The organism is Streptomyces sp. NPDC086080, assembly GCF_044540255.1.
Lineage (GTDB): Bacteria > Actinomycetota > Actinomycetes > Streptomycetales > Streptomycetaceae > Streptomyces.
Genome location: NZ_JBITRU010000008.1, coordinates 91,479 through 105,456 on the forward strand (window position 1 = coordinate 91,479; position 13,978 = coordinate 105,456).

Annotated in this window: 11 protein-coding genes; 5 read left to right on the top strand and 6 right to left on the bottom strand. The window is 65.8% G+C overall.

The genetic code is table 11. The features are described 5' to 3' along the window. Positions 1 to 73 precede the first annotated feature (73 nt). Complete coding sequence (locus ACIF9R_RS12705; protein WP_399978163.1) at positions 74 to 1,033, bottom strand: helix-turn-helix domain-containing protein; 960 nt, start codon at positions 1,031 to 1,033, stop codon at positions 74 to 76. Between the two features lie 158 nt (positions 1,034 to 1,191). Here ACIF9R_RS12705 and ACIF9R_RS12710 point away from each other — a divergent pair, with 158 nt between their 5' ends. Further along, entirely contained in the window at positions 1,192 to 1,392 is a 201-nt protein-coding gene (locus tag ACIF9R_RS12710) for a hypothetical protein (protein ID WP_399978165.1), read from the top strand. A gap of 71 nt (positions 1,393 to 1,463) precedes the next feature. Here ACIF9R_RS12710 and ACIF9R_RS12715 read toward each other — a convergent pair whose 3' ends face one another. The 3 genes from ACIF9R_RS12715 to ACIF9R_RS12725 are packed head-to-tail and all read right to left on the bottom strand — an operon-like array spanning position 1,464 to position 7,255. Then, complete coding sequence (locus ACIF9R_RS12715; protein ID WP_399978167.1) at positions 1,464 to 4,538, bottom strand: type I restriction endonuclease subunit R; 3,075 nt, start codon at positions 4,536 to 4,538, stop codon at positions 1,464 to 1,466. Position 4,539: 1 nt separating this feature from the next. Next, complete coding sequence (locus ACIF9R_RS12720; RefSeq protein WP_399978169.1) at positions 4,540 to 5,748, bottom strand: restriction endonuclease subunit S; 1,209 nt, start codon at positions 5,746 to 5,748, stop codon at positions 4,540 to 4,542. Continuing rightward, the gene (locus tag ACIF9R_RS12725; protein WP_399978172.1) at positions 5,741 to 7,255 is read right to left on the bottom strand and encodes an N-6 DNA methylase; all 1,515 of its coding nucleotides are present in this window, start codon (positions 7,253 to 7,255) and stop codon (positions 5,741 to 5,743) included. The genes ACIF9R_RS12720 and ACIF9R_RS12725 overlap by 8 nt, the downstream gene beginning before the upstream one ends. Before the next feature lie 486 nt (positions 7,256 to 7,741). Between ACIF9R_RS12725 and ACIF9R_RS12730 the strand changes: the two genes are divergently transcribed. Then, positions 7,742 to 7,969, top strand: coding sequence for a helix-turn-helix domain-containing protein (locus ACIF9R_RS12730; RefSeq protein ID WP_399978175.1), 228 nt, complete (start codon positions 7,742 to 7,744; stop codon positions 7,967 to 7,969). A gap of 576 nt (positions 7,970 to 8,545) precedes the next feature. Further along, entirely contained in the window at positions 8,546 to 9,961 is a 1,416-nt protein-coding gene (locus ACIF9R_RS12735) for an IS4 family transposase (RefSeq protein WP_399978178.1), read from the top strand. Between the two features lie 159 nt (positions 9,962 to 10,120). Here ACIF9R_RS12735 and ACIF9R_RS12740 read toward each other — a convergent pair whose 3' ends face one another. After that, positions 10,121 to 10,354: a DUF397 domain-containing protein gene (locus ACIF9R_RS12740; protein WP_399978181.1), complete on the bottom strand. Its 234-nt coding sequence runs from the start codon at positions 10,352 to 10,354 to the stop codon at positions 10,121 to 10,123. Then, positions 10,351 to 11,256 (bottom strand): helix-turn-helix domain-containing protein, encoded by a 906-nt coding sequence (locus tag ACIF9R_RS12745; RefSeq protein WP_399978183.1) that lies wholly within the window; start codon positions 11,254 to 11,256, stop codon positions 10,351 to 10,353. Before ACIF9R_RS12745 ends, ACIF9R_RS12740 begins: the two co-directional genes overlap by 4 nt. 182 nt (positions 11,257 to 11,438) lie before the next feature. On the opposite strand from ACIF9R_RS12745, the gene ACIF9R_RS12750 reads away from it, so the two are divergent. Further along, on the top strand, positions 11,439 to 12,923 hold the full coding sequence (locus ACIF9R_RS12750) for a hypothetical protein (protein WP_399978184.1): 1,485 nt from the start codon (positions 11,439 to 11,441) through the stop codon (positions 12,921 to 12,923). A 4-nt stretch (positions 12,924 to 12,927) separates the two neighbouring features. Further along, positions 12,928 to 13,968, top strand: coding sequence for an asparaginase (locus ACIF9R_RS12755; RefSeq protein ID WP_399978186.1), 1,041 nt, complete (start codon positions 12,928 to 12,930; stop codon positions 13,966 to 13,968). The last annotated feature ends 10 nt before the right edge of the window (positions 13,969 to 13,978 follow it).

Genomic DNA, 13,978 nt, shown 5'->3' on the forward strand with positions numbered 1-13,978 from the left:
ATGAGACACACCACCACGTGCCCCAACTCGTGGGCAGCGCCGCACAGATGGCTTCCCGTTGCGACAGCGCTGCCTACGCCTGCGCCGAGGGCAAGCCGATGACCGCGATCGCTGCGGCCGAACAGTCCGCACCGCCGACGGGCGACCGACGGCTGCTGCTCGGTGTCTTCGCCGTGATGGGCCTCGTCATGGCGGTGTGGGGCACGAAGATGCCCTCAGTGCAGAGGGTGGCCAACCTTGGGACGGGCCATCTGTCACCCACTCCCCGCGCGCGCCGGTGCCCCTGGTGGGCGGAAGACAGATCAGGGCTGAATCCCATCCCGGAAAGCGCTGCCCGGGTGCGAGGGGCTTCCAGGGCACGCTGGATCAGCGTGCGCAGGCGCTGGTTCCAGTCCCGGGCGCCGGTGATGGGCAGGCACATGTCCCGTCGTCCGCCGGTGGGCTGGGCGACCAGGAAGAGGTGGGACTGGGCTCCGACGTCGCGCAACGGGTCCTCGTCTATCTCCTTGCGCAGCAGGGTGAGGGTGTCGGCCTCGGTGTTGCGTCGCCGTGCGTGGAGCGCGACGACTTCGGCGTCGCCCATCTGGTACTTCGTCTTGTCGCCGCGGCCGAAGTAGCGGTTGTCGACCATGTGCGGTGCGACGGGGCTGGCCGGGATGTGCACGATGAGGTAGCCGGTCCCGTCGTCGGCCGCCGTGCTGATCTCCTCGGTGAGGATGGTCAGGGGCAGGTCGGGGATGGTCCGGGCCACCTGCTCGATCTTCTCCGGCAGTCCGTTCAGGGGCTGGGGAGCGAGCTCGAAGGTGCGGCTCTCCTTGTTCTCCTGGACGCCGATGATCAGGGTGCCGCCGTGGACGGCGAACGAGGACAGGTCGCGTGCCAGTTCCTTGTTGTCGCCCTTGCTGTTCGGGGCTTTCTTCAGGTCCAGGTGGTGGCTTTCCTCGAACAGGCCGCCGTCGACGGCGGCCTGGAGGTCGGCCTCGCTCTTCGGCATCCACCGGGGGTTGTCGGAGGAGAGGTAGATCGATGTCACTATGGGGTCCCGCTTCCCGTGATACAGGGCCCGGCACGGGCCGTAGCCCAGGGGGCTGAGCGCCAAGGGTACGGAGCGGGTCCGACAACGGACCTTCCGTTTACCGGAACGCCCCGGCCCCTGACCGCGCGTAGGCTGCCGAACATGGGTGCGGCGGCATGCGCGAACACCTCCACCAGCGCACCGCCGCCTCGCTCCTGGCCACCGTGTGGTTCGCCGGACAGCACCACCTCGTCGAACCCGACGACTGGCCCGACGCCCTGCCCGCCACCGTCCTCGGCGCTATCCGTCAGGCCCCGGGCATCAACGACGACCCCACCATGCGCAACCTCCGCGACACCGGCGAACTCCTCCAATAGCCCCAAACAGGGGCAAGTCAGCCGCTCAAGATCGCCCGGCTATCCCTTCCGGCCGTATCCCGGCTGACCCCCTAATAGTTCTCCCGCACGTACTCGTACGTCCGGTCGAACAGCTCACCTTTGATCGGCAAGCTGTACTCCTTCAGAACGGAACGCAGCTCGCGACGGACGCGTTTGTCGCCCGCGTCACTCGCGCTCCAACCGGCGTAAGCGACCTCGACGACGATCGAGTCGATCCTCGAAACTATGTCGGGGACGATCTTGTGCAGTCCCGGTGGCGTGTTCTCCTCGACGATCTGGGTGAGCGCCCCGCGCTTGGGATCGGCCAGCCTGTCGAGCGCACTCTGGTCGCCCTGTTCCGCTGCCCGGTCCGCGGCGACCACATCTTGAGCGATCTTCAGCGCTTCCTCGAGGAACGCCAGCGAGTCCTCGACGTTCTCGATCGCCTTGGTACGGAGCTTCTCGATCCGCTCCGCCAGCGACCGGTACACCGGGCTCTCCGAATCCGCGAGCCGACGCCGCAGGCGCGCCTCGATGGAGTCGAGGACCTCCTGGTACACGTCATCAAATTTCGGCTCTGGCGTCTGCTGCTCGGAGAGCTTCAGCTGCTCGGCGATCTTCTTCACCAGTGCCAGGCCGGCAGCGTCGAGCGTGACTGTCTTCGACGGCATCGACTTCACGCCGACATCGGTCATGTGACCGTGGATCAAGCCAGTGGTCTTCGCGCCGAGACGCGCCCAGAGGAACGTCTTGGAGACGTCCTTGGGCCGGATCGACTCGTACACCTTCGCAAGCCAGAAGTACTGCCGCTTGAACGGCTGGAGCATCGGGTGCGGGGCGAGGAACTCCCACACGGTCTGCAGCGCGACGTAGGTCTCGATGAACTCGGTGCGCTGCGCGCCGCCCTCGGGGATCCGCTCGTGGGCCTCGGCGAGCGACTCGAACGACGAGTCGCTGGTGTCGATGCCGTCGAACAGATGGAGCAGACGCGTGAGGTCGGTGACGAACTTCCCCGCCAGCTTGGAGGCGTCCGTGACGTTGAGCTCGTCCTCTTCGTCGTCCTTCACCTTCGGGCCGGCGACTGCCTTGCCGATGGCCTTCGCGAGCCCGATGTAGTCGACGACCCGCCCGTAGTCCTTGCGCTGACCGGTGACAGGGTTCTTCCACGGGCGGTTGGGCCGCGTGATCGTCTGGAACAGGTTCGTGTCCTTGGCGGGCTTGTCGAGATACAGCACGCCCTCGATGGGCGCGTTGAAGCCGGTCATCCACTTCGCGGTGACGACGATGAACGACATCGGGTCGTCGACCTTCTTGAAGCGGCGCTTGAGCGCCTCCTCCTGCTCCGGAGTGAGCAGGTGCTTCTTGAACTCCTTCGGGGTCTCCTTGCTGTCGGCAACGTGCATCACCACGCCGACCTCGCGCATCCGCCCGTCCGGCATGACGGCCTCGCGGCGCTCCAGCTCGACCTCGATTGCCTTGGTGTAGGCGATCACCAGGCGCTGGTTGTAGGCCACGACCTGAGCCTTCTGGCCCAGAGGCGCGACGTAGGTGAGGAAGTGGTCGACGATGTCTCTGCACACGGCAGCCACGCGCTCGGGGTTGGAGAGGATCGTCTCGATGTGAGAAGCCTTCCCCGACAGGAAGACCTTCTCCTCCTCGTCCAGGCCCTCCGCTGTGGCCAGCTCATCGAAGGCCTCGTCCAGGGCCTCCTTGTCGAGGTTGAAACCGACAGCCCGGCCCTCCACGATCACCGGCTTGGTGAACCCATCGGCGATGGACTGCTCCGGCGTGTACCGCGACATCACGAAGTCCGGATCGTCAGGGTCACCGAACAGCTTGAACGTCGAACGGTCCTTGTCCTCGACCGCAGTACCCGTCGCACCGAAGAACTTCGCGTTCGGCACCGCCGCGCGCCACGCGTCGCCGAACTTCCCCTCCTGCGAGCGGTGCGCCTCGTCAACGAGAACCACGATGTTCGACCGGTTGTTCAGATGGCCTGCCTCCGCGAACTTGTGCACCGTCGTGATGACCACACCGGGCTCACCGCTACGCAGCAGAGCGTGCAGCTCGCGCCGGTTGCGGGGCACCGACATCCGCGGCATGCCGGCGGTCTCGAACATCTCCGCCGTCTGCCGGACCAGATCCTTGCGGTCGGCGATCACGATGACCGTCGGCGCGCTCCCGAACTTCCCCGTCACCGCGTCGTCGCGCAGCAGACGGGCGGCGGCGAACGCCATGAGTTCGGTCTTGCCCGATCCCTGGTGATGCCAGATCAGTCCGCCTGGACGGCCTGCGAGGACCTTGGCGTGGATCGCCAGCGCCGCCTCGAACTGCGGATAACGAGGCAAGAACTTGATGTCGACCTCGGAGGCGTCCCGAGCGTGACGGAACATCACCAGGTCCTTGAGGATCGGCAGGATCGTCTCCGGCCGCAGCAGCAAGCGCGCGGCCCGCTCGACGCGAGCCGGGCCCGTGACGGTTTTCGGGTCGTCCTCAGTGGATCCCCACGGGGCCCAGATCTCGGAGTCGGGGTCCGGGACAGCGCGGATCGGGGCCATCCGGAACTCCAGGCCCTCGGTGGCGACGTTGAAGACGTTCGTCGCGAAGAAGTTCGGGTATTCCTCCTCGTACACGTCGTGAAGGTCCTTCGCGGCGTTGACCCACGAGACCTGATGCTTCACAGGCGTCTTGGTCTCGGCAACGACCAGCGGGAACCCGTTGACGTAGTAGACGACGTCGAACCGGCGCGGTTTGGTCGCACCGTTGACGGTGACCTCGTCGGCGACAGTGAACCGGTTGTTGTCGAGGTTCTTGAAATCGATCAACCGACGAGGCACATGCCTGCCGTCGATCGTCGTGAACGAGTGGTCGCCACGAAGCATCACGGTCAGCCGCTCGTTGGCCGCGACGAGACCGTTGTGCGCATCGAGGACCACCTGATTGAGCTCGTGCAGCACGAGGTCCGCCGACTCGGGGTCGTCGACCAGATCGGGGTTCAGCGCGAGCAACGCTGCGCGTGCCCAGTCCTCGACGATGACGTCATGCTCATCACGCGGTAACGCGTCTCCTTGGAGACGCTCCCAACCAGCCTCCTCCGCCCACTCCAGCAGTGAACGCTGGATCGTGCTCGCTTCCGTCCAACCCACGTCAGGACACCCCCTCGAGCAAAGCGTCATAGGACGCGGGAATCTCGTTTTCTTGATTGAGGAGGGAAGCGAGGAGCGCCGAGCGGAAGGCGCGGAGGTGCGAGAGTTCGGCATTGCCCACGCGGAGAGCGTCAGCCATCGCGTCACACTTTGCTACGTATGCTTCCTGATCCGTAATCGCGTCCGGGACAGGGACCTTGAGCGCCCCGAAGTTCTTCTTGTTGATCTTCTGCATCGACTTGCTCGTGCCAGATGCCGAGGCAGCGATACGTGCTCTGAACTCAGCAGCCGAGAGCAGATGTCCCAGGTAAGTGGCGAGACACCGTGATTCATCCGGTCGGATCCGCCAGATGAGGTCAGGTAGGTAGGTATCCGGCGGCACGTCGAATGCGACAGCAACGTAGCCAACCCGCTCAGGTGTATTCGACCGCGTGATCAGCAGGTCTCCATCGTTCACAAGGTGGGCCTGTGTGTACCCCGAGTGATCATCGAGCCTCTTGGCTTCGTTCGCGTCGAAGTGCCCGAGCTGCACGGCACTCAACTTCAAGACACGCGCCTTGCCTTGCACCGGCGCCTCGCCCTTGGTCTGGACGCTCTTACCACTGTCGATGCCGTCCACTACTGATGCGATGGGCACCTCGTCAGACTCAGGTACATCCGCGCGGAGTACGCTCAGCGTGCGCGTCGCCGCCTCATTCTCCTCTGTCAGCGCAGCGATCTGCGCGTCCACCGCAGCCATGACGTCGACGATGCGGCGCTGCTCCGACAGGGACGGGAGAGCGACTTCAATCGTCAAGAAGTCAGCGGGTTTGACCCGTTCCCGCCTGCCGCCCATGCCGGTCGACAACGCCTGCAGTTGCTCCCACAGCCGTTTTGTGGTCGTAAGGAGTCGGAAGTAATCGGGAAGCATTCGCTCGCCGCACGTGAACGTCGGAAACTCTTGCGACGCGTAGGCTTCGCCCAGATCGTTCGGAGCAACGGTGATTGCTCCCTCGAATGCCTTCAAGCGGCTGTAGACGATCTGGTTCGGCCGGATGCGATTCAGCGTCTTGTACGAGGTCTCATCGCCGGCGATCGGGTCCCGGAACAACAAGCCCCGACCGCGGTTCAAGACACCGACGATGTCATAGGTGGCCGTCGTCGTGACCGGGACCGCGTCGACATCCAGCGCGATGACCTCGTCGAGCCGGACCCGCTCCCACTCACTCACCGGACACCCCGAACACGCTCAGATCAACGCCTGCCGCTTCCAGCCGCTCGAACATGACGGTCTCGGTGTCCATACGGCGCTGCCGGGCATCGGCATACGCCACGAGCGCAGCACCGAGATCAGCAGTCTCCTCGGCAGCGACCTTGATGTAGCGGCCGATGTTCAGGTCGAAGCCGTTCCGTTCGATCTCCTCGAACGGCACCAGCCGGACGTTCGCACCGCCCTCACCGTCTGGGTCGTTGCCTGTCCGGTACGCCTCAATGACAGCCCTGACGTCATTCTCGGACATCAGGTTCTGCTTCTTGCCCTTGGCGAAGCGTGCCGAGCCGTCGATGAAGAGCACATGCTCCTTGCGCTTGGCCGGCTTCTGGTCGCGGAAGATCAACAGGCATGCTGGGATTTCGGTCGAGTAAAAAAGCTTGGGTGGCAGCCCGACGACGGCTTCCAGGACGTCCTTCTCGATGAGGCCCTGGCGGATCTTCGCCTCCGCGCCTCCGCGGAACAGCACGCCGTGGGGCATCACCACACCGACGCGGCCGGATCCAGGCTTCATCGACGAGACCATGTGCTGGACGAAAGCGTAATCGCCGTTCTTCGCGGGCGGAACGCCGCAGATGGCCCGCGGGTCCGAGGACCAGCGGTCCGCTCCCCAATCCGTCAGCGAGAAGGGCGGGTTGGCGATCACGGTGTCGAACTGGCGGACCGCACCGCTGGGGGCCTTGAACGCCGGAGCGCGGAGGGTGTCTCCGCGCTTGATGTCGAAGTCCTCAATCTCGTGCAGGAACAGGTTCATCCTTGCGATCGAGGCCGTCGTCAGGTTGATCTCTTGGCCGTACGCCCTGAGCGTGCGGTGGTCCTTGCCGGACTCGCGCAGCTGGTTGATCGTCGCGACCAGCATCCCGCCGGAGCCGCAAGACGGGTCGTAGACGGACTCGCCCGGCTCAGGTTGGAGGATCCCGACGAGCAGGTTCACGACCTCACGCGGCGTGAAGAACTCGCCAGCCTTCTTACCCGACTCGTCGGCGAAGTTCTTCAGCAGGTACTCGTAGCCCGCACCGAGCAGGTCGTGCGAGACCGTCGACGGGTCGAGCCTGATCTTGTTGAACGCCTGGATGAGCCCCAGCAGAGCCGACTCCGGGATGCGCTCCTTGTTGCCCCACGAGGCATCGCCGAAGACGCCGGCGAGCGAGCGAGGGTTAGCCATCTCGATCCGCTGGAAGGTCTTTGCGATCTCCGCACCGAGGTTGGTGGCCTTCTCGGTGACCTCGCTCCACAGCGTGCCCTCAGGCAATTCGAACCGGTGGAAGTCGGCCTCGATCTCGTCGTCGAGGTCGTCCCCGTACTCATCGAACGCCGCGTCGTGCTCGTGGACCCAGGTGTCGCTGATCCACTTCCAGAACAGCATCGGGAAGACGTACGTCTTGAAGTCAGCGGGGTCGACGGGGCCGCGGAGCGCGTTCGCGGCGTCCCACAGCCGGGATTCGAGCTCGTGCTGGGTGATCGTCACAGAGATGAGGTCCTTCGTTGAAGACGGTGCCTCGATTATGGCGGAGGGCACTGACATCTCGGGAGCCCGGTGCGACAGGCAGCAGCGACCAGTAGACGATGACCAGTGCCCACGCTCCGGAACCGAGAGTGATCGCGGGCGGACTGAGACTGGATCTCTGTGCCTCCGCATCTGAGTCACAGCGTATGAGACGGGCCTTCTCCTCGGAGCTGAACATCAAAGGCTCAAACCCACGAAACCGGGTGCCCCGCGACTGGGTCCATCCCCGTGGCCTTGGCGAGCTCCTTTGTGACGTGATCGGGCAGCTCACGCTCGGTAGGCACCACTCACTTTAAGGACGCTTCCCCGGTGGCGCCTACCCAGTGCTGGATTCCTCTTTCGCTGGGTATGTTTCCTGGTGGCGGGATGGTTCAGGTTCTTGGGGGCGGGTGCTGGACGGTGGTGTTACGGGCACGGCCGGGCCGTAACGAGAACGAGCAATGCCTGGTGCATCGACTGTCGGGAGCGCGCAAGGCGCCGCGGGATCTGGTGGTGCTGGCTCGGATGGTCGAGCTCAGGTGCAGCCCGAAGACGGTCCGCCGCTGGTTGCATCGCTTCGACCGCTCGGGCCTGGACGGGCTGGAGGATCTGGGCGGTCAGGGCCGCAAGCGTCGGATCACCGAAGCGGAACGATCCAGGACCATCGTCCTGGTCAGACAGCCGGTGCCGGGCTAGCTGGCCGTGTAGGCGGGCGGAGAGCTGGCCGCGGCGGATGAGTCCGGGCCGCCGGAGTGGCTCCTGGACGCGCTGGCCGCCGAGACCGGACGGCTGGGGATCACCATCGGCCGCAGCCAGGTCCGCAGAATCCTGCTGGCCGAGGGGGTGCGCTGGCGCAGTGCCATGTTCTGGACCCGCTCGAAGGATGTGGACTTCGAGGGAAAAGGATGAGGATCATCGGCCTCTACACCTGCCCGCCCGAGGGCGCGACGGTCGTCTGCGCCGACGAACTCGGGCCGGTGATCCCTCGTACGTTTCCGCCGGCGCCGGGCTGGTCGCCGGACGGCCACCGCGGTCCTCGCCGAACTCCACGACGAATGGATCGCCTTCCCCCGCCGCTACCTCTCCAACGAGAGCATGGACGCCCTCTACCCCGACGACACGATCGTCCTGCCCGCCACGTCAGACGAATGATCGCCTACACCACGACAAGGCAACGCCAGTGCGTTAAGGGTTCGTGCGCCCTGTCAAGAAGGCGGGACCTCTGGTAGTTCGCATGGTGTCGAAGCCTTTGTGAGTGTCCCGGAGGTCCCGTTGCCGCAAAATTCTGTCAGCGTCAGGTCCGGTGCGACAGCCCTCGACGTGTACGCGCCCGGCCATCTGGGCGAGTTGACCGAGATCATCGACCCCGAGCTGGTCGATGCGGTCCTGGAGGACACCGGTGCCCGGCAACAGAGGCTACGGCTGCTCCCCGCCCGCGTCGTGGTGTACTTCGTGCTGGCTCTCGCCTTCTTCGAGCGGTCCTCCTACCAGGCGGTATGGGCCAAGCTCACGGCGGGACTGGGCAACGTGTCCGTGGCCCGTCCGTACGCCTCGTCGCTGGCCCGTGCCCGGCGTCGACTGGGAAGCGAACCGCTGGCCCACCTGTTCTCGATCCTGGCCGGACCCGTGGCTGATCATCGCCAGTCGTGCGCGTTCTACCGGGGCCTGCGCCTGGTCGCCGTGGACGGCACCACCCTGTCCGTTCCCGATGAGAAAGCGGTGACCTGGCGCTACCCCAAACACATCGGCAGGGTCCGGGCGTTCGGCTACCCGCTGGTCCGCATGGTGGCTCTCGTGGAGTGCGGCACACGCGCTCTGGTGGGCGCGGTCTTCGGCCCCGACGGCGTCGGGGAACTCGCCTATGCGCGCCGGCTGCTGGGACATCTGGATGCATCGATGCTCCTGCTGGCCGACTCCTACTACGACGCGTTCGACTTCCTCCAGGCCGTGCAGGACACCGGCGCCCGATTCGTGATGCGCTCCACCCGCAAGCGGCGCCCGACGGTGCGCCGCCCGCTGCCCGACGGCTCCTACCTCACCGCCGTCCTGCCGCGCCGCTACCGTGCCAGGGCAAACGGACAGCGGATCCAGGTGCGAGTGGTGGAGGCGTGGTTGACCGTCGTGCTGGCCGACGGCAGCAGGCGCACGGAGCTGTGGCGGCTGATGACCAACCTCCTGGATGCCGACAGCCATCCCGCAGACGAGCTGCTGCGTCTCTACCACCGGCGGTGGCAGGCGGAGACCTGCTACTTCTCGCTGAAGTCCACGATCTTGGACGGGCGAGTGCTGCGTTCCCGCAGTGTCCCCGGCCTGGAACAGGAGATCTTCGCGCTGCTGACGGTCTACCAGGCGCTGGTCCGCATGGCCGGCGATGTCACGACGGCCACGCCAGGACTGTCCTTCCAGCGGGTGAGCTTCACCGTTCTGTTCCAGGCCGCCGCGGATCAGATCCTCATCGCCCAGAGCGTCGTTCAGGACAGTACGGTGCAGTTGGTCGGGCCCATCGGTCGGGCTGTGCTGGCCGGCCTTCTTCCTGAACACCGCCGTCAGCGCCTGAAGGCCCGTTACCGCAAGACAGCCAGCAAGTACGGGTTCCAGCGGGACCAGCACCCGCGCACCGTGCAGGCATACACACTTGACTTCAAGATGGTCAAGGACGGAGACATTGACGCCGGGCCTGACGGCTAAATGCAACGGCGTTGCACGACAAGGGACATGACCCGACCTTGTCCTTCGAGTCGAAACCTACATGCCTGTGTGCCCAGCCCTGGCATCGGGCAGAAACGTTCGGGCCAGCCCCATCTGCCGTGGGGCCGGCCCGTTGTCGTGCGGTGGCTCAGGGAGAAGTCACAAATCGAGGATGAAGTCGAAGTCCGTATCCTTCGCGCCGAGCAGCCACGCCTTGGCCTCGGCCGGGGTGTAGACGTGGGGCAGCCGATCGGGGTTCTGCGAGTCACCGACCAGGACATACCCGTCCACGACGGCGACCCGCACGCAGTTTCCGCCACCGCCGCTATACCTGGACACCGACCAGTCGACCGATGTGAGGTCGAATGCGGACGGGTCCGGCTTTTCTGTCACCGTTCTATCTCCTTGATCTTTTTCTTGAGGCGCGTGCGCGTCTCGTCGGGGTCCAGCGCCCGCTCCCACAGGTTGGTGAAAGCTGCTGTGTAGCGCTGCACATCTCCTTCTTCGTCGAAGTACAGCGAACTGACCATTGTCTCCACCCACACGACCTGGCGGGCGGCCTCGGGGAAGCCCATGATGACGAACGGGCCTCCGGCGCCAGGATGTAGTCCGACTGCCTCCGGCAGGATACGGATGGTGTTTCGCGAGTCCTCGGACTCCTCCAGGCTGCGCTCCAGTTGTCGACGTGCCACAGCTCGGTCGTCGACGGATGAGCTTAGGACTCGCTCGTCCACCAGGGCGCGGAACTCCGAGAGTGCGCCCTCCCATACCTGCTGCTGGCGGTCCATGCGGACGTCGACGAGCGCCTTGACCTCGGAGGGGCGCAGATCCGGTCTCATCTGAGTGATGACGCTGTAGGCGTAGTCCTCGATCTGGAAGAGGCCAGGCCAGATGTCGCGCTCGTAGTTCGACAGTGCAGTGGCCCGACGCTCCATCTTCAAGAAGCCCTCGAATTGCATGGGGCCCAGCAGATGAGCGTTACGCCGCCAGAGCGCGGGGCGTGGGCGGCCGGCGGGGGTAGTGTCCGCACTCAAGAGGGCCAGGGTCTCGGACGCTTCCGTGGCGTTGGCCTGGTAGACCTCGAGCAGGGCCTCGACGAGGTCGCGGGCGACGCGGCGGCGTTTTCCGCCTTCCAGTCTGCTCAACCCGCTCGTGTCGATCCTGACACCGCGGCGAGCCAGCACTTCGTGGCGGGCGACGTCGCCTTGGGTGAGGCCGCGGCGTTCGCGCAAGTCCTCAAGGCGCAGGCCGACTTCGCTGAGGGTCAACGACCACGGCGTCTTCGCTTCTGGCATGGTGGCCAGTCTGACGGCTCGCCGCGGCGCCTACAAGCAATACGGTCAAGCAATTTGCTCGACCATATTGCTAAGCGCTCGACCTAGGGAGCATCCTAACCATGGTCACGAAGTGTGCAGCGCCCGTCGCCACGCGTGGAGGCGCTCCGCTGCCCGTACACGCCCAGGGAGGAGCTTCCGCGATGCGCCGGACGCTGTTCAGCCTCCTTCTGAAAGACCGGGGCCTTCTCGGGTGGGAGGCGTTCTGCGTCCACTTCGCGGCCACCGCTCGTGAACTCGCGCGCGAGACCGGCAATCGTCGACTGGCCACGGCCAGTGTCGGACGCACCACGTTCGACCGGTGGTCATCGGGCACCTGGTCCGGCCGCCCTCGCGGCGAGGCTGCTCAGATCCTGGAGCGCATGCTTGGACACACCGCCGAGGAGTTGTTCAACCTGGCGCCTGAAGCGGGCGATCCTACAGCGGCGTTGGAGTCGGTGGCTGCGCGGATCGGCTCACGCTGGCCCACGTCCACCTTGCTGCTCCCTGCTGGCGGACCTGCCGGAATCTGGGAGATCTCCGGACAGCAGCGCCTGGACGGCACCAGCGCCGCCGTCCATCTTCTTCCTGTCATCAGACGAGGCGAGGAAGCCAGCCCGCACGGGCTGGACCAAGACGGACTACGTGACCTGGAGCGGTTCTTACGGCCGGCGCGCCGCGGTTTCCTTGTCGGCGTCGCCGAAGATCGGGACGACGTCGACGTGTACGTCCGCGATGCCGCGGCCGCTCGCAGGCCCGCTCTTCTCGGACCGCCTGTCACCGGGCCGATGTCGATCCCCTCGGCGTACCTCCTGGACGACCTCTCCTACGGCATTCTCTGGGCGCTCACCCAACTCGATGACGGCCTATTGTCCGATGATCAGGCGCTCGACGCCGAACAGAACCTTCTCGGCACCTACCTGTCCATGCCCCGCTCAGCGCCCAGCCAGATGCTAGTTGACCTGTCGACCGTCGGCAGTAGTTGGATGGGATCGGCGTTCTGCGCCCGGCACATCCAGCAGGAACTGACGGACGCGAGGGAAGTACCGATCTTCTGGACTCGTGAGCAGACCGGCGAAGAGGCAGCCTGCTGGCTGTTCTTCAGGCACAAGCTGGAGTACCTGCGAGCACTTGAGCGATTCCACGGCGCGACAGCGCAGACCGTCCGGGTCTTCTGTCTGCCCGAGGCCGAGGTGGCGCGCTCGGAGAAGTACGAGCGGGTCTTACTGCTGCTGGCGATCGCTCTGATGGAGCGCTGTGGGATCCGTGTGAGGGTGGTGTCGAGGACGGAGTACTCGGAGGTGGACGGGGTAGCTCTGGTGCCCGGTCAACGGGCCGTCGTGGCCAACTGGGTGCGAGCACCGGGCAGTGCGCTGTGGGCGGCACGCAGTACGTCGTCCCGCGGAGAACTGCGTTCCTACACAACCGTGTTCGCCGACGCACAGGAAGCCGACGTGCTCGTGGGCGAGGATCCGGCGAGCCGTCTACGGGCTCTCGCGGACTACCTGGGCCTGGACTGGCACTGGTTGACTGCCCGCTGTCACGCTCTGGGCGAGTACGGCGTGGCCGGCCTCGTTCGGCCTCGCAGTCGTCTGCTCACCGTGGAAGCGCTGGATGAAACCCTGCTTTTCCTTGGCAAGGTCGGCTAGCCCGATGACTGCCATCCGCGCAGCCCCGTCCGAAAGGCCCTCCGTGTTCTCCGAATACTGTGCCCCGAACCGCACCGTCCTGGTGCTCACCTTGGGCGGCACCATCGCCATGACGCGCACCGCAGCGGCCCCCGGCGTCACGCCGACGCTGACCGGCTCCGACCTGGTGGGCACTGTTCCTGGCCTCCAGGACACCGCTGAGGTCACGGTGGAGGACTTCCGGCGGCTGCCCGGGGCCTCTCTGACGACCGGCGACATCGTCAGCCTCGTGGAGCGGCTCAGCCGGGCCATACGAGATGGCTTCGACGGGGTGGTAGTGACGCAGGGGACCGACACCCTTGAGGAGACCTCGTATCTGACCGACCTCTACTACCAGGGCGCGATGCCGGTGGTCTTCACCGGCGCGATGCGCAATGCCGCGTCGGCCGGAGCCGATGGTCCGGCGAACCTCCTGGCCGCCGTGCAGACCGCAGGGAGTGCCGAGGCCCGGGACGCTGGAGTCCTCGTCGTCCTGGGTGACGAGATTCATGCCGCCCGCCATGTCCGGAAGATGCACACGACCAGCCCGGGAGCATTCGGATCGCCGAACACCGGACCGCTCGGCCAAGTGGTGGAAGGGTCGGTTCGGTTGCACCGGTTGCCGAAGCCGATCGCTCCCCTGCGGCTGCCGGTCGGTGCCCTGCCGCAGGTGGAGATCGTCACCGCGTCTCTGGGTAGCAGCGGGAGGCTCCTGAAGGGCCTGGAGAACGAGGTCTCCGGCCTCGTGGTGGCCGCGTTCGGCGTCGGCCACGTCCCCGAGAACTGGTGCAGCCGGTTGGAGGCGCTGGCAGCCGCGATGCCGGTCGTCCTCGCTTCCCGCATCGGTGTCGGCCCCGCCCTGACCTCGACTTACGGATTCGCCGGCTCGGAGAGCGACTTGCTTGCCCGCGGCCTTGTCGGGGCGGGAACCCTCGACCCGTACAAGGCCCGTCTGCTCCTGGCCGCCCTGCTGGCAACCGACACGCCTCGCACGGAGATCGCGAAGGCGTTCCTCAACCGCTCCTGATCCGCAACCG

Bases quoted from the DNA above. Each gene is read 5' to 3' on its own strand.
- ACIF9R_RS12710 (WP_399978165.1), top strand. From the start codon at position 1,192: ATGCGCGAACACCTCCACCAGCGCACCGCCGCCTCGCTCCTGGCCACC.
- ACIF9R_RS12745 (WP_399978183.1), bottom strand. From the start codon at position 11,256: ATGCCAGAAGCGAAGACGCCGTGGTCGTTGACCCTCAGCGAAGTCGGC.
- ACIF9R_RS12750 (WP_399978184.1), top strand. From the start codon at position 11,439: ATGCGCCGGACGCTGTTCAGCCTCCTTCTGAAAGACCGGGGCCTTCTC.
- ACIF9R_RS12755 (WP_399978186.1), top strand. From the start codon at position 12,928: ATGACTGCCATCCGCGCAGCCCCGTCCGAAAGGCCCTCCGTGTTCTCC.